Consider the following 20,827-nt stretch of genomic DNA (forward strand, 5'->3'; position numbering starts at 1 on the left):
ATAAAAGCGATCACTCACTGTTACATACAAGTTACAACGTTAAAACGGTGCAATCATAGCTACCACATTGTTAACATACTGTGAAATCACTCACAAATTGAAAGCGGTTACATCCTCTGATTTGCTCAGTTAGTGATCGCCGCCGCATTCTGGCGTATTGCGACAGAATGGCGGCGCACTAACGTCGGCATAAAACAGTGGCTGGCACGCGGATCAATGTTGCCTGCTGCCCCCTGCAAGGCCAGTTCAGTGGCTAATTTTGCCATCGAAGCAATGGGATAACGCACGGTCGTTAATTGCGGGTCGGTGTAACGAGCAATGGGGATATCATCGAAACCAATGATTGAGAGATGTAACGGAATCGCAATGCCATTATCTTTTAATGCCGTCAGAGCGCCAGCGGCCATATTGTCGTTATAGGCAAATACAGCGGTAAGTTGTAGATTGCGCCCGAGTAGTTCAACCATCGCCGCCTCGCCGCCTGGCATATCCGGCGTCCCCGTGCCAATCCAGCTTTCCGGCGGAACAATATCCTGCTCTTTCAGCGCGCTTATCCAGCCCGCTTTACGCATTGCGTCATCTTCAATGCTGTGGCTGGAAGAGAGATAGCCGATACGTTGATGACCGTTATTCAGCAACATGCGCGTCGCCATTCTGGCACCGCTGATATTATCCAGACAAACACAGCGATGGGCATAGCCTGGCACAACCCGATTGATGAGCACCATGCCGGGAATGTTGTCCATAAATTGCGCCAGCTCGTCGTCACTTAACGCTTTTGAATGAACGATCAATGCGTTACAACGCTGGCGGATTAGCACTTCGATGGCGTGACGCTCTTTTTCCGCTTCATGATAGCTATTGCCAATCAACACATATTTCTGATGTTGCTGGGCAACGAGATCGACGGCTTTAACCAATGCGCCGAAAAATGCATCTGAAACATCCATGACCACCACACCGATGGTATCGCTCACCTGAGTTGCCAGCGCCTGTGCATTGGCATTTGGCCGATAATCCAACTCACTCACCGCTTTCATAACTGCTTCACGCGTGTCGGCACTGACCAGCGTGCTGTTATTGAGCACCCGGGAAACCGTTGCCACAGAGACGCCAGCCTGACGCGCTACATCACGAATGGTGATCATATTCACTACCTGTTATGAGATTGCAGTAGATTACTGCTTGCTGGCGGCTATTTTGTCAGCACTGAATACAGGACTTCGTGAATCGAGTCACAGCAATGGAAACGGTTACAGCCGTTTTGTTAATGAATGTGATCCAGATCGTTATCTGGATGTTTTAGATAATGCAGGTCCGGCAGCGCGCAAGGTTAACTGACGCCAGAGCCATTCCACCGGCCCCTGACGGAAGTAACGCAGCCAGATAACAGAGAAAAGCAGGTTCGCCAGCCATACCGGAACGACAAACGCCAGCAACTCCAGGCGGTCAAACTGCATAAACAAACCGAGGTGGTAAAACAGCGTGGTACAAATCAGCGTTTGCAGTAGATAATTGGTTAGCGCCATCCGTCCGACGCAGGCGATTGCCAGCACCAGCCTGAAGCGGCTTAATTGCGGCCAAAAGCCATAAAACAGCGACGCATAGCCAATTGCCTGAAACGGCGCGCTAAGTTCACGCGGCATTTGAAGTAAGAAGGCACACCAGCGATACGCCCAGTCCAGCCGCCATTGCAGTGCGATAGCAGGAAGGTTAATCAGCACACCAATTGCCACCAGCACAAAACCGGTACGACGATAGTGACGTAAGCTGAACTGCCCTTTCAGCCAGCCGCTACGCATCAGCGCAGCGCCAATTAACATCATCCCTGCCAGTTGCCAGCCATACTGCGCGCCCAGTGCCAGTAAACTGTTACCGACGCCATCGGCGCGGTTACTGATCGCTTCAACGCCGCCATGAAGTTTCCAGTATTTTTCATACAAAATGGCCGATGCATCTGGCGTCCAGGCGCGGCTGGTCTGGCTGTCAGAAATCAACCCCAGCAACAGCAAAACGCCAATCCCCACCAGATACAGCATCACGCCAGTATTAAATAAACTTTTTACCGATGGCGCATCACGCACCAGTCGCCAACTGATTAAGCCCACCAATCCGTAAGCCAGCAGGATATCGCCGTCCCAGAACAATAAACCGTGAATAAAGCCCAGCAAGACTAGCAGTGTTAACCGCGACTGGATCCAGCGTCTGCCGCGCGGCAGCAACATTTGCAGGCCCGCGCCAAACAGCAGCGCAAAAAGCGTGAGGAATTTTACCTGGCCGATGAGATCCAAAAACGCCCAGGTCCAGGCGTCGGACGGGGTAATAGTGCCATACCAGGCGGGATTGAGATAAGCCGCCTTTGGTAAACCAAAGGCGCTGATGTTTAATAGCAGGATCCCCAGAATGGCGACGCCGCGAACAAAATCGAGCGTGACGTTGCGCTCCATGGTTCCTGCCTTTTAATCAGTTGTGATGACGCACAGCGCGCAGAAACTCGTGCCGCGTATTCTGACTGGATTTGAACAAACCACCGAGGGAGGTCGTTGTCGTGGCGCTGGTTGCATCGCGGATGCCACGCGCTTTCACGCAGTAATGCACCGCGTCGATGGAGACAGCCACGTTATTGGTCCCCAGCAGCGTTTGCAGCGCAATGAGGATTTGCTGAGTCAGACGTTCCTGCACCTGCGGGCGCTGGGCAAAGAACTGCACGATGCGGTTAATTTTCGACAGGCCGATCACCGAATCTTTCGGGATATAGGCTACCGTCGCTTTGCCATCGATAGTGACAAAATGGTGCTCGCAGGTGCTGGTCAGAGTGATATCGCGCACGGTGACCATTTCATCGACCTTCATTTTGTTTTCAATGAGGGTGATTTTCGGGAAATTGGCGTAATCCAGACCGGAGAAAATTTCATCGACATACATTTTAGCGATGCGATGCGGCGTTTCCATCAAACTGTCATCAGCGAGGTCGAGATTCAATAGCTGCATGATTTCAGTCATATGACCGGCGATAAGGCTTTTGCGCGTTTCGTTATCCATTTCATGCACGGGCGGGCGCAGCGGTGTTTCCAGTCCTCGCGCAACTAACGCTTCATGAACCAGGGCCGCTTCTTTACTGAGTGATGGCATTTATGTTTTCTCCTGCAGGTGTGACGCCTCCGCCCTGCGTGGGGGCAAAGTTATTAAGCTGATTAGCAGCCCGATTATTGTGCGTGAGGTGGCGCACATAATCCAGTATTCACAGCGATAATTATTGTAATTGCCGCTGCCTTTCAGCGTTAGATGTTAAAACATCGTTATGCATATGCGGAAGTGAAAGTTACTCACAGCGCATTGAATAAACGGTATGATGACTAAAATGCAAACAACACAACAAGGAGCCACGCATGGAAATGCTCGAAGAGCACCGCTGTTTTGAAGGCTGGCAGCAACGCTGGCGGCACGACTCCAGTACCTTAAATTGCCCGATGACGTTCAGCATCTTTCTCCCACCGCCCCGCGACAACGCCCCTCCGCCTGTGCTGTACTGGCTTTCAGGTTTAACCTGCAATGACGAGAACTTCACCACCAAAGCAGGCGCTCAGCGCGTAGCGGCAGAACTGGGGATTGTGCTGGTAATGCCAGACACCAGCCCGCGCGGCGAACAGATTGCTAACGATGATGGCTACGATTTAGGCCAGGGTGCGGGGTTTTATCTCAACGCCACGCAACCGCAGTGGGCGACGCATTACAGGATGTATGATTATCTGCGCGATGAATTACCGACGCTGATTCAATCGCAATTTAACGTCAGCGATCGCTGTGCTATTAGTGGCCATTCGATGGGGGGTCATGGCGCATTGATTATGGCGCTGAAAAATCCGGGCAAGTACACCAGCGTTTCGGCCTTTGCGCCGATTGTGAATCCGTGCTGCGTCCCGTGGGGAATCAAAGCGTTTAGCCGCTATTTAGGTGAGGACAAAGATGCATGGCTGGAATGGGACAGTTGCGCGCTGATGTATGCCAGTAACGCGCAGGATGCGATCCCGACGCTTATTGATCAGGGTGATAATGATCAGTTTCTTGCTGACCAACTGCAACCTGCAGTACTGGCAGAAGCCGCGCGCCAGAAAGCGTGGCCGATGACGCTACGTATTCAACCTGGTTATGATCACAGTTACTACTTCATTGCTTCTTTTATAGAGGATCATCTGCGCTTCCATGCGCAGTATTTACTGAAGTGAAAGTTCGCCCGGTTCGCCGGGCATCTCCTCATCAGAAGCGATAATCCACAGCCATAAAGTAACGACGTCCGTCTTCGTTATAGCTGTAGTCATCACGACTCAGATCTTTGTCGCCCAGGTTCAGCACGCCTGCGCGCAGTTTGACGTCTTTGGTCACCTGCCAGGCCGCGCCGGTATTCCAGATCACATAGCCACCTGGCGTTTTAGCGGTATCGCTGTCGGCTCGTTTCTGACCAGTGTAGTGACCAGAAACATAAAACGACCAGTCTTCCAGCGCCAGCGGTTTCCAGTCTAGCGTACCGTTAGCGGTATGGAACGGCAGATCGGATAGCGGTTTGTTTTCACCGTTGCTAACATCGCGTCCATCGTTGTAGGTGTAGTTGAGTGACAGCTTCCATTCATCGTTGAACGGAATTTTCAGCTCGGTTTCCACGCCCTGAATACGAGCTTTGTTAACGTTGTAGTAGCTGAACACCGGTATACGTCGACCGTTTGCCCCCGTTTCAAAACCAACAAAGTTTTGGTAACCCGGCGCAGCATTGACGTCAGATGTACGGCTGATGCTAATACGATCTTTCACATCATTGCGGAAGACGGTCACACTGGATTCAACACCTTCCAGCCAGCCCTCTTCACCCATGTAGTAAAGCCCCAGTTCCCAACTTTCGCTGGTTTCTGGTTTCATATCCGGGCTACCCACAATCTTACATGCGCCACGGCAGGAATTGGTCGTCCAGTCGGGGCTAAGTTGTAATAACGAAGGTGCTTTAAATGCCGTCGCCCAGCCCCCTTTCACCGTTACGGTGTCGGTGGCGTTATAAACCAGGTAGGCACGCGGACTCCAGTGTTCGCCGTAGGTTTCGTGATCGTCCATACGCACGCCGGTCGTCAGCGCCAGCGGCTCGAAGATCCGCCATTCATCTTCCACAAACAGCGCGTACTGACTGGCGGACGTTTTAGTGCTGGTGCCACCGGTCAGGTTCACCGCATCGCTAAGTTTGTCGTGGCGCCATTCACCACCCACCGTGACAAACTGATTGATAGCCGTCAGCGGCAGCGTGTATTTACCATCGACCGTGTTACTTTCGGAAGTAATCGGGCTACTGTTGCCTGGGTTTTTGTTCTCGACTTTCTCACCATAATATTTCAGTTCGCTGGTGCCGTAATCCCAGCGCCCATTATGGCTTACGGAGTAGTTCTGGCGTTCGAGGCGGTTTCTGTCCAGCGAGTCAGAATCGCGATCCTGGCGGTCAAAACCGTAACCAGCGGTAAAATCGTGATTTTGATTCGGCGTCCAGGCAAATTCGACATTGCCGTCGCGACTGGAGAATCCTTCAATACGCGGCGTTTCTCCCGTGTCGGTAGTAGAGGAACTCTGCGGGTCATCCTTTTCACGTTTTGCCAGGCTGCCGTAAGCTTTCATTCCCAGCACGCCGTCAATCAGCGGTCCACTAGTGAAGAACTGGCCGTTGTAGGTGTCACCGCGATCGCGATGTTCCTGAATGGTGGTATCTACCGTTACAGTGCCTGACCATTTCTGGCCGATTTTTTTGGTGATGATGTTCACCACGCCGCCGAGCGCATCGGAACCATACAGTGAAGACATCGGGCCACGTACCACTTCGATACGTTCGATGGAATCGACCGGGATCCAGTTCAGGTCAAAGTCATTATGGCGGAAGACGGCATTGCGCGAGTTAACACGTTTACCATCGACAAGAATCAGGGTGTAGCTGCTATCCAGACCACGAATACTGACGCCCTTACGGTTGTCCCCTTCGTTAGTCAGTTGTACGCCCGGCACTTCTTTGAGGACATCCTTCAAATTTTGCACTGGTTTACGTTGCAAATCTTGCTGGGTAATGACACTGATACTGGCGGGCGCATCTTTGAGGTTTTGTTCAACGGAAGATGCCGTGACTACCATCGTTTCGCCATCATCATCAACCGCTAACACAGGCCATGCACATGAAACTGCGGACAAACACAGCCCGACCCGTACGAAAGGGTTCAACCTAAACATTCCATATCTCCATGAGGTAACTACGAAAATAAAATGGGTTATCGCTCACATCTTCTTCATGTCCCCTTGCGTACGGCAGCATCGCGGTAGACTTTTTTGTATGCAGGTGATCATCCCAAAAGCCTGAACAGCCTCTGATTTGTCAGCCTTTTTTGATTTCGGCGTAACGATAATGCAAACGATAACAATTATCAATCCAAATGTTAAATTTTATATCCGTATGAATGCTAAGGAAAAGAAAAAGCCCTCTCGGTTGAGAGGGCTTTATTAAGGAAGGGGTAAAACTTATTTCTTATCGTTCTGCGGGAACTTCATTTCGCTGTAGCGTACGAAGTGGGTTCCTTTAATCAACTTATAGCCAAACCAGATCATAAGGAACAGCGGGATGCCAATATAGGTTGCCGCTACGCCACCCCAGTCGATAGTGTCTTTCAGGAACGCTTCGTAGTTCTGGCCCAGAGTGATAATCAGGCACAGCACAAAAGCGAAGATCGGTCCCAGCGGGAAGAAGCCTGAACGGTACGGCAGATCGTTAATATCATGCCCCTGCAGCACATAACCGCGACGGAAACGATAATGGCTGATCGCAATTCCCAGCCAGGCGATAAAGCCTGTCATACCGGAGGTGTTCAGCAGCCACAGGTATACCGTCTGGTTACCAAACATGGAGGTCAGGAAGCACAGACCCGCAATTACCGTGGTCGCATACAGCGCGTTACGCGGTACGCCGCCACGCGACAATTTAGCGAAAATGCGCGGCGCTTTACCGTCACACGCCAGGGTGTACAGCATACGAGTAGACGCATACATACCGGAGTTACCCGCTGACAGCACCGCCGTCAGAATAACCGCGTTCATCACCGCCGCCGCAGAGAGCAGACCCGCATGCTGGAACACCAGGGTGAACGGGCTGACGCTGATGTCTTTAACATCGTTACGCAGCAGGCTCGGATCGGTGTATGGAATGATCAGGCTGATGATCAGGATTGCGAACACATAGAACAGCAGGATTCGCCAGAACACCTGACGTACCGCGCGTGGAATGTTTTTCGCCGGTTCTTCGGACTCGCCTGCAGCAATACCGATCAGCTCGGTTCCCTGGAAAGAGAAGCCGACAATCATTGCCACACCGATCATCGCCGCAAAACCACCAGCAAATGGTGCTTCGCCAATCGTCCAGTTGCTCCAGCCCGCAGGCTGTGCGCCTTTGAAGATGCCGATAATCATCATCACGCCGACGATGATAAAGACAATGACCGTAGTGACTTTGATCAGTGAGAACCAGTATTCCGCCTCGCCAAAGCCACGAACTGAAATGTAGTTCAGGAGGAAGATAACGCCGAGGAACAGCGCACTCCAGATCCAACCCGGGGTGTCCGGGAACCACCAGCTCATGACCAACTGAGCGGCCACCAGGTCAACGGCGATAGTAACCGCCCAGTTGTACCAGTAGTTCCAGCCCAGCGCGAAGCCAAAGCCTTCTTCAACATAGTTCTGACCGTAAGTGGCAAAGGAACCAGAAACCGGCATATATGCCGCCAGTTCACCAAGACTGGTCATCAGGAAGTAAACCATCAGGCCGATCAGAATATACGAGAGCAGCGCCCCACCTGGACCTGCCTGAGAGATCGTTGCGCCAGAGGCAACAAAAAGACCCGTACCGATGGAACCGCCAATGGCAATCATCGTCAGGTGACGCGCCTTTAATTCACGGCGTAAGCCCGGCGCTTCTGTGGTTTTAGTTTCGGAAACCATACGAAAATGCTATCCATCTTAAAAATGAGGCGCGATTGTAGCAGACGATTTGCAATCCTTCCGGTAGAAATACGCTTTTATAAGACACCTTCATGATCGCCCAGGGATTATAAGTAAAGCAACCAATCTCTTTTCTGGCGAATGTATACCGGTGGTGCTGCGTCACAAAATCGACACAGCCCCCGTAGGTTTCTGTACAACGGATTAACGCGGCAAAGTGGAGGAATCGCAGTACTCCAGAAAGCGCCGTAACGCGTTGGAAAGGTGTTTCTGCCGATGATGTATACGCCACAACGTACGCATCAGGCGCGGCAGAGGGACAGCAACTTCACTTAATGTGCCAGCCTGCAATTGATCTTCAATGACCCTTCGCGACAGGCAACTGATTCCCAACCCATGACGCACCGCATGTTTGATTGCCTCGGAGTTACCTAATTCCATCGCCATCTCAAACTTCGGTAAATGCGACAGTAACAGATAATCGACAATCTCCCGCGTGCCGGAACCGCGTTCACGCAGGATCCACGGAGCAGCGGCCAGCTGTTCTAAAGTGACCGGACCACGGGCCAACGGCGAAGTCGGCGCGGCGAAAACCACCAGCTCGTCTTCCAGCCACGGTTCAGAAATGATTTCAGTGCTGTGGCACGGTCCTTCAATAAAGCCAATATCAACGCGGAAATCCAGCACCGCTTGCATCACGTCCTGGCTGTTCCCAACGCTCAGTTCAATCGGTAACTGCGGATAATCATGGCGATAACGGGCGATGACTGCAGGCAGAATGTAGTTACCGATGGTACTACTGGCATAGACACGAATCGCGCCGTTGTCTTCGCGAAACAGTTGTTCGATTTCAATCGCCTGTTCAAGCAGTGCCAACGCACGCGGATAGAGCAGCCGCCCGTGTTCATTAACAACCAGTCTTTTCCCCACGCGATCAAACAGTTGCACGCCAAGCTGCCCTTCCAGGTCGGTCAAGGCTGCGCTCACTGCTGATTGCGACAACGCCAGCATCACCGACGCCTGGGTGGTTGATCCACTTTTCAATACTTCTGCAAAAACTTCCAACTGCCGGAGGGTGATGTGCATAGTCGCTTACCACTTATAAAGATTAATTATAAATATATAATCAATTTTATTTTTAAACCAGTTAGTCGTAACCTTATGCCCGGTTAAAGGAGAGGGTTATGACGAATATCACCTTACAGAAACAACATCGTACACTGTGGCATTTTATTCCGGGGTTAGCCCTGAGTGCAGTTATCACCGGGGTCGCCCTGTGGGGTGGTTCCATTCCCGCGATTGCGGGTGCCGGGTTTAGTGCCCTCACCCTCGCAATCTTGTTGGGGATGGTTTTAGGCAACACCATCTATCCGCACATCTGGAAAAGCTGTGACGGTGGCGTGCTGTTTGCCAAGCAATATTTATTACGTCTGGGTATCATTCTTTATGGCTTCCGTCTGACGTTCTCGCAAATTGCCGATGTCGGTATCAGTGGGATCATCATTGACGTGCTGACGCTGTCCAGTACCTTCCTGCTGGCTTGCTTCCTGGGGCAGAAAGTGTTTGGTCTGGATAAGCACACCAGCTGGTTGATCGGTGCCGGTAGCAGTATCTGTGGTGCTGCAGCGGTACTGGCGACTGAGCCGGTAGTGAAAGCGGAAGCCAGTAAAGTAACCGTGGCTGTTGCAACCGTTGTTATCTTCGGGACCGTCGCGATTTTCCTCTACCCGGCGATATATCCGCTGATGTCTCAATGGTTTAGCCCGGAAACTTTCGGTATCTACATTGGTTCTACTGTGCACGAAGTGGCGCAGGTGGTGGCGGCAGGTCATGCCATCAGCCCGGATGCAGAAAACGCAGCAGTTATTTCCAAAATGCTGCGCGTGATGATGCTGGCTCCGTTCCTCATCCTGCTGGCGGCGCGTGTTAAACAGCTGTCTGGGGCGAACAGCGGCGAGAAAAGCAAAATCACTATTCCGTGGTTTGCCATCTTGTTCATCGTAGTTGCCATCTTTAACTCGTTCCACCTGTTACCGCAGAGCGTGGTGAACATGCTGGTAACGCTGGATACCTTCCTGCTGGCAATGGCGATGGCGGCGCTGGGTCTGACCACTCACGTCAGCGCGCTGAAAAAAGCCGGGGCGAAACCTCTGCTGATGGCACTGGTACTGTTTGCCTGGCTGATTGTTGGTGGTGGTGCAATTAACTATGTGATTCAAAGCGTCATCGCATAAACCACTACATCTTGCTCCTGTTAACCCGCTATCATTACCGTTTTCCTCCAGCGGGTTTAACAGGAGTCCTCGCATGAAATACATTGGAGCGCACGTTAGTGCTGCTGGCGGTCTGGCAAATGCCGCAATTCGCGCCGCCGAAATCGACGCAACCGCGTTTGCCTTGTTCACCAAAAACCAACGTCAGTGGCGTGCCGCACCGCTCACGACGCAAACCATCGATGAATTCAAAGCCGCCTGTGAAAAATATCACTACACATCGGCGCAAATTCTTCCCCACGACAGTTATCTGATTAACCTCGGACATCCGGTCGCTGAAGCTCTGGAAAAATCGCGCGATGCCTTTATAGATGAAATGCAGCGTTGCGAACAGCTAGGGCTTTCTTTGCTCAACTTCCACCCTGGCAGCCATCTGATGCAGATTTCAGAAGAGGATTGCCTTGCGCGTATTGCCGAATCCATCAACATTGCGCTGGATAAAACTCAAGGTGTGACCGCGGTGATTGAAAACACCGCCGGTCAGGGCAGTAACTTAGGGTTTAAATTCGAACATCTCGCGGCGATTATCGACGGCGTGGAAGATAAATCCCGCGTCGGCGTCTGCATTGATACCTGCCATGCTTTCGCTGCTGGGTATGATTTGCGTACTCCAGCCGAATGCGAGAAAACATTCGCAGATTTTGCCCGTATTGTCGGCTTTAAGTATCTGCGCGGGATGCACCTTAACGATGCGAAAAGCACCTTTGGCAGCCGCGTTGACCGCCATCATAGCCTCGGTGAAGGCAATATCGGTCATGATGCGTTCCGCTGGATCATGCAGGACGACCGTTTCGACGGCATTCCGCTGATCCTTGAAACCATCAACCCGGATATCTGGGCAGAAGAGATCGCCTGGCTGAAAGCGCAACAAACTGAAAAAGCGGTAGCCTGAAGATGAATAACCGGGAGAAGGAGATCCTTGCAATTTTACGGCGTAACCCGCTGATTCAGCAGAACGAAATTGCGGACATGCTGCAAATTAGCCGTTCGCGCGTTGCGGCGCATATTATGGATTTAATGCGCAAAGGGCGGATTAAAGGCAAAGGTTACATTCTCACCGAGCAGGAATATTGCGTGGTGGTGGGAACAATCAATATGGATATTCGCGGGATGGCGGATATTCGTTATCCGCAAGCGGCCTCGAATCCCGGTACGATTCATTGCTCGGCGGGCGGCGTTGGGCGCAACATCGCCCACAATCTGGCGCTGTTAGGCCGCGACGTCCATTTGCTTTCAGTGATTGGCGATGACTTTTATGGCGAAATGCTCCTGGAAGAGACGCACCGCGCCGGCGTGAATGTCTCCGGCTGCGTTCGTTTACACGGTCAAAGCACATCGACGTATCTGGCAATTGCCAATCGAGACGATGAAACCGTGCTGGCGATTAACGATACCCATCTGTTGGAACAGTTGACACCGCAACTACTGAACGGGTCTCGCGATTTACTTCGTCATGCGGGCGTAGTGCTGGCAGATTGTAACCTGACTGCCGAGGCGCTGGAGTGGGTCTTTACCCTCGCTGATGAAATCCCGGTGTTTGTCGATACCGTTTCAGAATTCAAAGCGGGCAAAATCAAACACTGGCTGGCGCATATTCACACCCTGAAACCCACTTTACAGGAACTGGAAATTTTATGGGGACAGGCGATCATCAGCGATGCTGACCGTAATGCCGCAGTGAATGCGTTGCATCAGCAAGGTGTTCAGCAACTGTTTGTTTATTTGCCCGATGAGTCAGTTTATTGCAGCGAAAAGGATGGTGAACAATTTTTGCTGACTGCGCCAGCGCATACGACGGTAGACAGTTTTGGTGCTGACGATGGTTTTATGGCGGGCCTGGTGTATAGCTTTCTGGAAGGATGCAGTTTCCGTGATAGCGCCCGTTTTGCGATGGCCTGCGCGGCAATTTCGCGCGCCAGCGGCAGCTTAAACAACCCTACCCTGTCTGCCGATAATGCGCTTTCATTAGTACCAATGGTGTAACAATGTTGCCGGATGCGACGCTTAACGCGTCTTATCCGGCTCATAAATCGCGCACTACGCTAAACCAATAAAGAACCCGGCAATGGTCGCACTCATCAGGTTAGAAAGTGTCGCCGCCGCCAGCGCCCGTAAACCAAGCTGGGCGATTTCCGGCGCACGGTGTGGCGCAACCGCAGAAAATGCCCCAACCACTACCCCGATAGAACCAAAGTTAGCGAAACCGCACAGCGCAAAAGAAATAATCGCCACGGTTTTAGCATCCAGAGAGCCACCCGTTTGCAGATATGGCGAGAAATTGAGATAAGCGACAAATTCATTGATCGCCAGCTTCTGCCCAATCAAACTCCCGGCAAGATTTGCATCACTCCAGTCAACACCCATCACCCACGCCAGCGGGGCCAGCAGATAACCTAAAATGGACTCCAGCGAGGCTTGCTCAAAACCAAACCAGCCGCCAACGCCGCCGATAATACCGTTAATTAACGCAATGATGGCAACAAATGCCATGACTACTGTCGCCACACCCGCAGCGATTTTCAGCCCGGTCATCGCCCCAGTCGCTGCAGCTTCAATAATGCTTTTTGGCGGTGTTTCGGTGAAAGAGAGGTTATTAAAGGAAACCTGCGAAGATTCCGTAGCCGGGCTTAACAGGCGGGCAAACAAGATCCCGCCAGGGATCGCCATTAACGATGCCGCCAGCAGATATTCCACAGGCACGCCCAGTGCGGCGTAACCAATCATTGTCGAACCAGCAATCGAGGCCATGCCGCTACAAATCGCTGTAAATAATTCATTGCGATTCAGACGATCGATAAAGGGCTTCACAATCGCCGGAATTTCGTTTTGCCCGAGGAAAATGGTAGTGACCGCGACGAATGACTCAATCTTGCTGATATTTAATGCTTTCTGGAATATACCGCCGAGAATGCGAATTAAAATCCCCATCACACCGATGTAGTAGAGAATACTCACCAGTGCAGTAACGAAGATAATTGCCGGTAATACCCTGAAACCAAAGATAAATCCTGCGCCATCAAATAAGGTGTCCATTTTCGGTCCGACCAGAGAACCGAAGATAAATGCGCTACCCGCGTCGCTGTACGCCATCACTTTATGCACGCCAAAAGCGACTTTTTCAGCGACCCAACGCCCTGGCGGTAACCAAAGCATAATGCCGCCAATCACGACCTGTAACACTAACGCCGCGCCAACGGTACGCAGGCTGATTTTCTTCTTGTTTACTGACAGTAAAAACGCAATCGTCAGCAATACCACCATTCCCAGAACACTTCTCATGACATCCATAGTTATTATCTCTTCATGTCATTTTGGGCGACGGCTTTCTGCCCATCAGAAATAGCCGGGCCTGCATTTTGCGATACTGGCCCGGCTTGTTATCAACACTTAATGGGTTTTGATGTAGCCGCGAACGCACTCTTCGACTAATCCCCAGAACCAGTCGGTATCAATAGTGATGCCGACTTTGGTATTGGCGGGCTTGCCAAGAACGCCCAGCTCGTCGCAGACGGTACGCCCATAGCAAGGGCCACTGTTGACGTCCACTTCGACGTACATCTCCTGGGTTTTAATGCCATCAGGGTTAATCAGATAACCGATGCAGGTGGCGTCGTGCACCGGGCCGCCAGCCAGACCGTAGTTTTCGAACTGCGTTTTGAGAGTGAAGTTCATGATGTCGCTGAACAGCTCCCCGGCAGGGCCGCCTGCCCTTTCCATCCGTGCAATCACGTCAGGGGTGCAAACGGTCTGGTTGGTGAGATCGAGGCCCATCATCACCAACGGAACGCCGGAGGTGAACACCACGCGTGCGGCTTCCGGGTCAGCAAAGATGTTGAACTCGGCGGATGGCGTAAAGTTGCCAGTACCATAAGCGCCGCCCATCAGTACAATTTCACGGATTTTGGGCAGGATTGCGGGTTGCATGCGCATTGCCACCGCGATATTTGAAAGCGGACCAACCGGCACTAGAGTGATATCGCCATCGCTTGCCATCAGGGTATCAATGATGTATTTCACCGCATGAGTGCTTTCTGCCTGGCGGGTCAGCGGCTCGAATACCGGGCCATCCAGTCCGGTTTCACCGTGAATATTATCGGCAACAATTTGTTGACGCATAATGGGCTGCGGCATCCCCGCATAAACCGGAACATTAATCTCCAGTTTCTGGCAAACATTCAGGCCATTAATTAATGTTTTATCAAGCGTCTGATTACCCGCCACAATAGTGATACCTAATAAATCAATCGCCGGATGTTTCGCAGCCATCATTATGGCAATAGCATCATCATGACCCGGATCACAATCCAGAATAATTTTTCTCTTTTCCATTGTTTATTTCCTCTGTTTCCAGTTGCGTTATTTTTTCTACAGCAAAGAAAATTCGACCGGGCCGATGATTGAATCTTAACAACAGCGTACGTATGCTAAATATGAGAAATCTCATAGCGGATAAACATCGTGAAAGAAATCCACAATAATGATCTTAAGCAGCAATTGATGAGTGAATCCGCGTTTAAGGATTGCTTTTCAACGGATGTTTCAGCCGATACGCGGCTGTTTCATTTTTTAGCGCGTGACTACATTGTGCAGGAAGGGCAACAGCCATCCTGGCTGTTTTACCTGACGCGAGGCCGTGCCAGACTTTACGCCACGCTAGCTAATGGTCGCGTGTCGCTGATTGATTTCTTTGCCGCACCCTGTTTTATTGGCGAGATTGAGTTAATCGATAAAGATCATGAACCGCGTGCGGTACAGGCTATTGAAGAGTGTTGGTGTATTGCGCTCCCTATGAAACATTACCGTCCGCTGTTATTAAACGACACGCTATTTTTACGAAAACTCTGCGTCACCTTAAGTCATAAAAATTATCGTAATATTGTATCTCTAACGCAGAACCAATCATTTCCGTTAGTGAATCGCCTGGCAGCATTTATATTACTCTCGCAAGAAGGTGATCTTTATCACGAAAAACACACACAAGCGGCAGAGTATTTGGGTGTTTCTTATCGGCACCTGTTATATGTTCTCGCGCAATTCATTCACGACGGTTTATTAATTAAAAGTCAGAAAGGATATTTAATTAAAAACAGAAAGCAGCTGTTAGGGTTGGCGCTGGAAATGGACCCGGAGAATAAATTCTCCGGGATGATGCAGTAAAAATTATTGGCAATAGTGCGATTGCCGGATACGTCTTATCCGGACTATAAATCGAGCATTACGCCAGCCCAAGAAAGAACCCGGCAATAGTCGCACTCATCAGGTTGGAAAGCGTCGCTGCTGCCAGCGCCCGTAAACCAAGCTGGGCGATTTCCGGAGCACGTTTTGGCGAAATAGCCGAAAACGCCCCAACGACAACGCCGATAGAACCAAAGTTAGCAAAACCACAAAGCGCAAAGGAGATAATCGCAATGGTTTTCACTTCCAGCGTGCCGCCCGTTTGCAGGTATGGGGAGAAACTCAGGTAAGCAACAAATTCGTTTATCGCCAGTTTCTGCCCAATCAGGCTACCCGCAAGGTTAGCATCGCTCCAGTCTACCCCCATGATCCACGCCAGTGGCGCCAGCACATAGCCAAAAATACTTTCCAGAGAAGCATTGGCGAAACCAAACCAGCCGCCAATTCCGCCGATAATGCCGTTGATCAGCGCAATAATTGCGACAAACGCCATTACCACCGTCGCCACACCCGCGGCGATTTTCAGCCCGGTCATCGCACCGCTCGCCGCCGCTTCGATAAAGCTTTTTGGCGGCGTTTCGCTGAACGACAGGTTTTCAAATGTCACCTGCGAAGGCTCGGTTGCCGGGCTAAGAATACGCGCAAACAAAATACCGCCGGGGATAGCCATCAGCGATGCCGCTAACAGGTAGTCAATCGGCACGCCCATTCCGGCATAACCAATCATCATCGAACCAGCAATGGACGCCATCCCGCTACAAATTGCGGTAAACAGCTCGTTGCGATTCATACGATCGATAAACGGTTTTACGATCGCCGGGATCTCGTTTTGCCCGAGGAAAATAGTGGTAACTGCAACAAAAGATTCGATTTTGCTGATGTTAAGGGCTTTCTGGAAAATACTGCCAAGAATGCGAATCAGCAGCCCCATCACGCCAATGTAATAAAGCAGGCTAATGAGCGCGGTAACGAAGATAATCGCCGGAAGTACGCGAAAGGCGAAGATAAAGCCCGCGCCATCAAAGAGAACATCCATTTTCGGCCCAACCAGCGAACCAAAAATGAAGGCGCTACCGGCATCACTGTAAGACATCACTTTATGAACGCCTAATGCCGCCTGTTCTACTGCCCATTTTCCCGGCGGAAAATAGAGCATGATGCCACCAATAGCGATTTGCAGCAGCAGCGCGGCCCCAACCGTGCGCAAACTGATACTTTTTTTATTTACCGACAACACAAATGCTATTGCCAGTAACACCACCATCCCCACAACACTTCTCATTATATCCATAATGATTTTCCCTTCATGCCAGTAAACCCGGCGTCAGCGCCAGGTTTCGGTATGTATGATCAGTACGGGCGACGGCTTTCTGCCCGTCAGAAATTAACCCGCGAGACGCTGGTATTCTTTGGCAATTTCACTCGCCAGAATGGCGTTGTTGAACACCAGCTGGATGTTGGATTTCAGGCTGTCACCGCCGGTCAGTTCAGCAACGCGCGCCAGCAAGAACGGCGTACTTTCTTTACCAATAACGCCCTGCGCTTCAGCTTCAGCTACCGCCTGATCGATCGCCGCATTGATAGTGTGTTCCGGCATAGCAAACTGTTCCGGGATCGGGTTCGCTACCACGAGGCCACCGTTCAGCCCGCTTTGCCATTTCACCGCCATCGCACGGGCAATTTCTGTGGCACTGTCGAGACGAATGCTGACGTCAAACGGGCTGGTGCGGCAGAAAAACGCAGGCAGCGCTTTGGTCTGATAGCCAATTAGCGGTACACCGAAAGTTTCTAAATATTCGGTAGTTAAGCCTAAATCGAGAATAGATTTTGCTCCGGCACACACTACGGTGACATTGGTGTGCGCCAGTTCTTGCAAATCGGCAGAAATATCGAAGGTATGTTCCGCCCCGCGATGCACACCGCCAATACCACCGGTGGCAAATACTTTAATTCCGGCAAGCGCCGCAATAATCATCGTTGAAGCAACGGTGGTTGCGCCATTTTTCCCAGCCGCAACAACAAAAGGTAAATCGCGACGGCTAACTTTGGTTACGTTATGTCCTTCACGACCCAGCAATTCAATTTCTTCTTTGCTTAACCCCACTTTCATCACGCCACCAATAATGGCGATAGTGGCAGGTACAGCGCCCTGTTTACGAATAGTTTCTTCTACTTCAATTGCCGTCTGGGCATTTTGTGGAAACGGCATACCGTGAGAGATAATGGTCGATTCCAGCGCAACAACTGGTTTTTTGCTTTTTAAAGCATCCTGAACTTCCGGGGAAATTTGTAATAATTCAGGGGAAATGTTTAATTCAGACATTCTGCGTTCTCCACTAACGATATAACGTTGGCAATCGATAAATTTGGGTTATTGGTGTATTCACAGGAGAGCGCCATTGACGAACATCCCTGTGCAAAACGAACAGATTCGGCAAACGGCATTCCGTCGACCCAACACGATGCAAGACCTGCCATCATGGCATCGCCCGCTCCGGTAACATTAATGACATTGGTTTTAATCGGTGCAGACCAGCCGTTTTCACCGCCGATTTCACTGTAGTAAACGCCGTCTCCGCCCATACTCAGTACCAGGCGGTTAAGGCCATGTTGATGGAACCAGGCGGCAACTTTTGCGACATCTTCACGCCCTGACAGCGCAATCCCGCTCAGGGTTTCCGCTTCAAGGCGGTTTGGCTTCAGGGTATGGATCTGACTTAGCCGATCGCGCACTTTGACACATTTCCAGGCCGAAACCGGATCGACAAATACAGGTACGTCGGCGGCATTATCCAGAATCCAGACCAACGCCTCTTCACTGATATTACAGTCAGCGACAATGACCTTTGCTCCCTGGATAAATTCACGGTGCTGTGCGAGATATTCCGCAGAAATACAGTTACTAATATTCATGTCATTTATAGCAACCAGCATTTCACCGGTATTATCGAGCAATGATAAATAGCTCGAGGTATTTTCCCCTGGCACAATCAGGCATTTCTCGACATAAACACCGGATTGATTGGTTTGCGTCAGGAGCGATTGGCCATAAAAATCACTGCCTACAGCGCTAAGTAGCCAGACTTTGTTCCCCAGCAATGCCAGATTTTGCGCGATATTGCGCCCTACTCCACCAGGAGTAAACTTTATTTTCCCTGGATTTGAATCCGCATAATTTAATGATTCATGTGAATATCCGGCGACATCAATATTCGCCGAACCTATAATTACGACATATTCCTTTTCGCGCATAGCACGTCCCCTGGTAAAAAATTACCAACTCTGTCAATCCACAAGAATATAGGTACTGCAAATAATGTTTAAACATGTGTTCATATTTAAACATGTGCTCATAGTATGCATGTTTTACTTAAAGTAAATTGCCGCCAGATGGGCAAAATGGGCAGATTTGAACAGGCTCACAAAACGCTATTAAATGCATGGATTAAAAAAACGAGGAATTTGTGATGGGATGCACAGAACAGGAACAATAAAAAAGGGCAGAAATTAATCTGCCCTTGAGGAAATAACGTTGATGTTCGATGAAGATTTCAGGTTTTCACTTAAAAATAAACCATATAAATTCATATAGTTACCTTCAAGAACTTGTCAATCACCTTGCGATCATCAAATGATACAGGGCAGGAAATTTCTGCCCTGTTGTTCACGTTTTATTATGCGGCTTTCGCTACCGCGTCCACTTCCGGACGTTTCAGGAAGGCATAAGCCAAACCCGCCACCAGCGTACCGGCAATAATTGCGACCAGGTAACCCAGTACCGGCGTAATAGCGCCCGGGATCAGCAGAACAAACAGACCACCGTGCGGTGCCATCAGTTTCGCACCAATCGCCATAGAGATTGCGCCAGTCAGCGCCCCACCAACGATACAGCACGGCAGCACGCGCATCGGATCACGAGCAGCAAACGGAATTGCACCTTCCGAAATAAAGCACAGTCCCAGTACCATAGCTGCTTTGCCGCCTTCCTGCTGCGCTTTGTCGAATTTGCGACGCGCCACCATCGTTGCCAGCCCCATTGCCAGAGGTGGCACCATACCTGCCGCCATAATCGCTGCCATTGGGCCATAGGTTTGGGTACTCAGCAGACCCACACCGAACGCGTATGCCGCTTTGTTAACCGGACCGCCCATATCAGTACACATCATGCCGCCAAGGATCGCACCCAGCAGAACCGCATTCGCAGTCCCCATCGTTTGCAGCCAGTGAGTCAGAGCTTCGAGGATGCCAGCAACTGGTTTACCGATCAGGTAGATCATCGCCAGACCAACCACCAGACTGGAAATCAGCGGAATGATCAGGATCGGTTTCAGCGCCTCCATACTCTGCGGCAGTTTCAATTGCGTACTGATTAACTTCGCGATGTAACCTGCCAGGAAGCCCGCAATAATACCGCCAATGAAACCAGAACCAGTGCTGACCGCCAGCATACCGCCAATCAGGCCAGGCGTGAGGCCCGGACGGTCGGCAATAGAGAAGGCAATATAACCTGCCAGTACCGGCACCATCAGCGCAAAGGCTGAACCGCCCCCAATCTGCATCAGCGCCGCTGCCAACGTACCCGGCTCTTTAAACGCTTCGATACCAAAAGCAAAAGAAAGCGCGATACACAGACCGCCAGCAACCACCATCGGCAACATGTAGGAAACGCCCGTCAGCAAGTGACGATACGCGCCTGCACTCTCTTTCTTGCCTTCAGTCGCCGCCGTTTGAGCTTTGCCTGCTGGTTCGTAAGGCGTCGCTTCAGCAACGGCTTTATCCAGTTCCTGCGCGGTTTTCTTCAGCGCCAGACCGGTAGAGGTGCGATACATCGGTTTACCAGCAAATTTCGCCAGATCGACTTCAATATCTGCCGCCACAATCACCAGATCCGCCGCAGCCACTTCTTCAGGGGTGATGGCATTACCCGCGCCTACAGAGCCACGAGTTTCAACTTTCACCCACCAGCCACGTTTTTTCGCTTCGGTTTCAATGGCTTCTGCCGCCATAAAAGTGTGCGCCACCCCGGTCGGGCAAGCAGTCACCGCAACTACGCGTTTCGGACCACTCGCAACAACCGGTGCTGTCGTAGCGACCGGCGCAGTGTAAGGTTTCGCATGGCCTTTGGCTTCACTCAGGAACAGCTCAGGGTGCGCAACTGCCCGGGAAATATCGCCCAGCCAGACATTTTTACCGTTCAGCGCGCTGTCGTTCGGGATCGAATCACCGAGAACAATCGCCATTTCAGCGTCGTTCGGATTGTCGATGATTTCCAGTTTTGCTTTTCGCGCCGCCGCGCCCAGCAGGGTCTTCGCCATATAGGCGCGTGCCTGACCGAGATTAGCGTCAATAATCAGCAGCGTTTTCATTATGCCTCT

The 20,827-nt window shown here is 51.1% G+C and carries 17 protein-coding genes; 5 read left to right on the forward strand and 12 right to left on the reverse strand.

The features are described 5' to 3' along the window. Positions 1–125: 125 nt before the first annotated feature. The 3 genes from galS to folE form a co-directional block, all read right to left on the reverse strand. Positions 126–1,148, reverse strand: coding sequence for an HTH-type transcriptional regulator GalS (galS, locus tag FFT88_RS11750; protein ID WP_130207064.1), 1,023 nt, complete (start codon positions 1,146–1,148; stop codon positions 126–128). A gap of 141 nt (positions 1,149–1,289) precedes the next feature. Next, positions 1,290–2,447 (reverse strand): DUF418 domain-containing protein YeiB, encoded by a 1,158-nt coding sequence (yeiB, locus tag FFT88_RS11755; protein ID WP_130207066.1) that lies wholly within the window; start codon positions 2,445–2,447, stop codon positions 1,290–1,292. A gap of 16 nt (positions 2,448–2,463) precedes the next feature. Further along, positions 2,464–3,132, reverse strand: coding sequence for a GTP cyclohydrolase I FolE (gene folE / locus FFT88_RS11760; protein WP_001139613.1), 669 nt, complete (start codon positions 3,130–3,132; stop codon positions 2,464–2,466). A 257-nt stretch (positions 3,133–3,389) separates the two neighbouring features. Between folE and yeiG the strand changes: the two genes are divergently transcribed. After that, positions 3,390–4,226, forward strand: coding sequence for an S-formylglutathione hydrolase (gene yeiG / locus FFT88_RS11765; RefSeq protein WP_135404860.1), 837 nt, complete (start codon positions 3,390–3,392; stop codon positions 4,224–4,226). A 31-nt stretch (positions 4,227–4,257) separates the two neighbouring features. Here yeiG and cirA read toward each other — a convergent pair whose 3' ends face one another. From cirA to yieE, 3 genes are all read right to left on the reverse strand, one after another. Further along, positions 4,258–6,249, reverse strand: a complete 1,992-nt coding sequence (gene cirA, locus FFT88_RS11770) for a catecholate siderophore receptor CirA (RefSeq protein WP_135404857.1) — start codon at positions 6,247–6,249, stop codon at positions 4,258–4,260. Between the two features lie 285 nt (positions 6,250–6,534). Further along, complete coding sequence (lysP, locus tag FFT88_RS11775; RefSeq protein WP_130207072.1) at positions 6,535–8,004, reverse strand: lysine-specific permease; 1,470 nt, start codon at positions 8,002–8,004, stop codon at positions 6,535–6,537. Positions 8,005–8,208: 204 nt separating this feature from the next. After that, positions 8,209–9,090 (reverse strand): DNA-binding transcriptional regulator YeiE, encoded by an 882-nt coding sequence (gene yieE / locus FFT88_RS11785; RefSeq protein ID WP_130207074.1) that lies wholly within the window; start codon positions 9,088–9,090, stop codon positions 8,209–8,211. Positions 9,091–9,188: 98 nt separating this feature from the next. Here yieE and FFT88_RS11790 point away from each other — a divergent pair, with 98 nt between their 5' ends. The 3 genes from FFT88_RS11790 (at position 9,189) to FFT88_RS11800 (ending at position 12,260) form a co-directional block, all read left to right on the forward strand. Further along, positions 9,189–10,238: a YeiH family protein gene (locus tag FFT88_RS11790; protein ID WP_000182044.1), complete on the forward strand. Its 1,050-nt coding sequence runs from the start codon at positions 9,189–9,191 to the stop codon at positions 10,236–10,238. Between the two features lie 73 nt (positions 10,239–10,311). After that, complete coding sequence (gene nfo, locus FFT88_RS11795; protein WP_000873880.1) at positions 10,312–11,169, forward strand: deoxyribonuclease IV; 858 nt, start codon at positions 10,312–10,314, stop codon at positions 11,167–11,169. A 2-nt stretch (positions 11,170–11,171) separates the two neighbouring features. Beyond that, entirely contained in the window at positions 11,172–12,260 is a 1,089-nt protein-coding gene (locus FFT88_RS11800; protein WP_135404855.1) for a sugar kinase, read from the forward strand. A gap of 54 nt (positions 12,261–12,314) precedes the next feature. On the opposite strand, the gene FFT88_RS11805 is transcribed toward FFT88_RS11800, so the two are convergent. Together FFT88_RS11805 and rihB are read right to left on the reverse strand one after the other, a co-directional pair. Then, the gene (locus FFT88_RS11805; RefSeq protein ID WP_135404852.1) at positions 12,315–13,565 is read right to left on the reverse strand and encodes a NupC/NupG family nucleoside CNT transporter; all 1,251 of its coding nucleotides are present in this window, start codon (positions 13,563–13,565) and stop codon (positions 12,315–12,317) included. 99 nt (positions 13,566–13,664) lie between these two features. After that, on the reverse strand, positions 13,665–14,606 hold the full coding sequence (gene rihB / locus FFT88_RS11810) for a ribosylpyrimidine nucleosidase (protein WP_000415429.1): 942 nt from the start codon (positions 14,604–14,606) through the stop codon (positions 13,665–13,667). A gap of 129 nt (positions 14,607–14,735) precedes the next feature. On the opposite strand from rihB, the gene FFT88_RS11815 reads away from it, so the two are divergent. Beyond that, on the forward strand, positions 14,736–15,434 hold the full coding sequence (locus tag FFT88_RS11815) for a transcriptional regulator YeiL (protein WP_130217122.1): 699 nt from the start codon (positions 14,736–14,738) through the stop codon (positions 15,432–15,434). Positions 15,435–15,492: 58 nt separating this feature from the next. On the opposite strand, the gene FFT88_RS11820 is transcribed toward FFT88_RS11815, so the two are convergent. The 4 genes from FFT88_RS11820 to fruA form a co-directional block, all read right to left on the reverse strand. Then, positions 15,493–16,743 carry a NupC/NupG family nucleoside CNT transporter gene (locus FFT88_RS11820; protein WP_130221879.1) on the reverse strand — a complete coding sequence of 417 codons (1,251 nt, stop codon included), beginning with the start codon at positions 16,741–16,743 and terminating at the stop codon, positions 15,493–15,495. A 93-nt stretch (positions 16,744–16,836) separates the two neighbouring features. Continuing rightward, entirely contained in the window at positions 16,837–17,775 is a 939-nt protein-coding gene (gene psuG, locus FFT88_RS11825) for a pseudouridine-5'-phosphate glycosidase (RefSeq protein WP_130217118.1), read from the reverse strand. Further along, complete coding sequence (locus FFT88_RS11830; RefSeq protein WP_130217116.1) at positions 17,763–18,704, reverse strand: pseudouridine kinase; 942 nt, start codon at positions 18,702–18,704, stop codon at positions 17,763–17,765. Before FFT88_RS11830 ends, psuG begins: the two co-directional genes overlap by 13 nt. A gap of 422 nt (positions 18,705–19,126) precedes the next feature. Continuing rightward, positions 19,127–20,818, reverse strand: a complete 1,692-nt coding sequence (fruA, locus tag FFT88_RS11835) for a PTS fructose transporter subunit IIBC (protein ID WP_135404851.1) — start codon at positions 20,816–20,818, stop codon at positions 19,127–19,129. Between the last annotated feature and the right edge of the window lie 9 nt (positions 20,819–20,827).

It is taken from the genome of Escherichia sp. E4930, from assembly GCF_005845405.1.
Taxonomy (GTDB): Bacteria; Pseudomonadota; Gammaproteobacteria; order Enterobacterales; family Enterobacteriaceae; genus Escherichia.

Excerpts from the sequence above, each read along its gene's own strand:
- galS (WP_130207064.1), bottom strand. The coding sequence starts at position 1,148 with ATGATCACCATTCGTGATGTAGCGCGTCAGGCTGGCGTCTCTGTGGCA.
- yeiB (WP_130207066.1), bottom strand. The coding sequence starts at position 2,447 with ATGGAGCGCAACGTCACGCTCGATTTTGTTCGCGGCGTCGCCATTCTG.
- folE (WP_001139613.1), bottom strand. The coding sequence starts at position 3,132 with ATGCCATCACTCAGTAAAGAAGCGGCCCTGGTTCATGAAGCGTTAGTT.
- yeiG (WP_135404860.1), top strand. The coding sequence starts at position 3,390 with ATGGAAATGCTCGAAGAGCACCGCTGTTTTGAAGGCTGGCAGCAACGC.
- cirA (WP_135404857.1), bottom strand. The coding sequence starts at position 6,249 with ATGTTTAGGTTGAACCCTTTCGTACGGGTCGGGCTGTGTTTGTCCGCA.
- lysP (WP_130207072.1), bottom strand. The coding sequence starts at position 8,004 with ATGGTTTCCGAAACTAAAACCACAGAAGCGCCGGGCTTACGCCGTGAA.
- yieE (WP_130207074.1), bottom strand. The coding sequence starts at position 9,090 with ATGCACATCACCCTCCGGCAGTTGGAAGTTTTTGCAGAAGTATTGAAA.
- FFT88_RS11790 (WP_000182044.1), top strand. The coding sequence starts at position 9,189 with ATGACGAATATCACCTTACAGAAACAACATCGTACACTGTGGCATTTT.
- nfo (WP_000873880.1), top strand. The coding sequence starts at position 10,312 with ATGAAATACATTGGAGCGCACGTTAGTGCTGCTGGCGGTCTGGCAAAT.
- FFT88_RS11800 (WP_135404855.1), top strand. The coding sequence starts at position 11,172 with ATGAATAACCGGGAGAAGGAGATCCTTGCAATTTTACGGCGTAACCCG.
- FFT88_RS11805 (WP_135404852.1), bottom strand. The coding sequence starts at position 13,565 with ATGGATGTCATGAGAAGTGTTCTGGGAATGGTGGTATTGCTGACGATT.
- rihB (WP_000415429.1), bottom strand. The coding sequence starts at position 14,606 with ATGGAAAAGAGAAAAATTATTCTGGATTGTGATCCGGGTCATGATGAT.
- FFT88_RS11820 (WP_130221879.1), bottom strand. The coding sequence starts at position 16,743 with ATGGATATAATGAGAAGTGTTGTGGGGATGGTGGTGTTACTGGCAATA.
- psuG (WP_130217118.1), bottom strand. The coding sequence starts at position 17,775 with ATGTCTGAATTAAACATTTCCCCTGAATTATTACAAATTTCCCCGGAA.
- FFT88_RS11830 (WP_130217116.1), bottom strand. The coding sequence starts at position 18,704 with ATGCGCGAAAAGGAATATGTCGTAATTATAGGTTCGGCGAATATTGAT.
- fruA (WP_135404851.1), bottom strand. The coding sequence starts at position 20,818 with ATGAAAACGCTGCTGATTATTGACGCTAATCTCGGTCAGGCACGCGCC.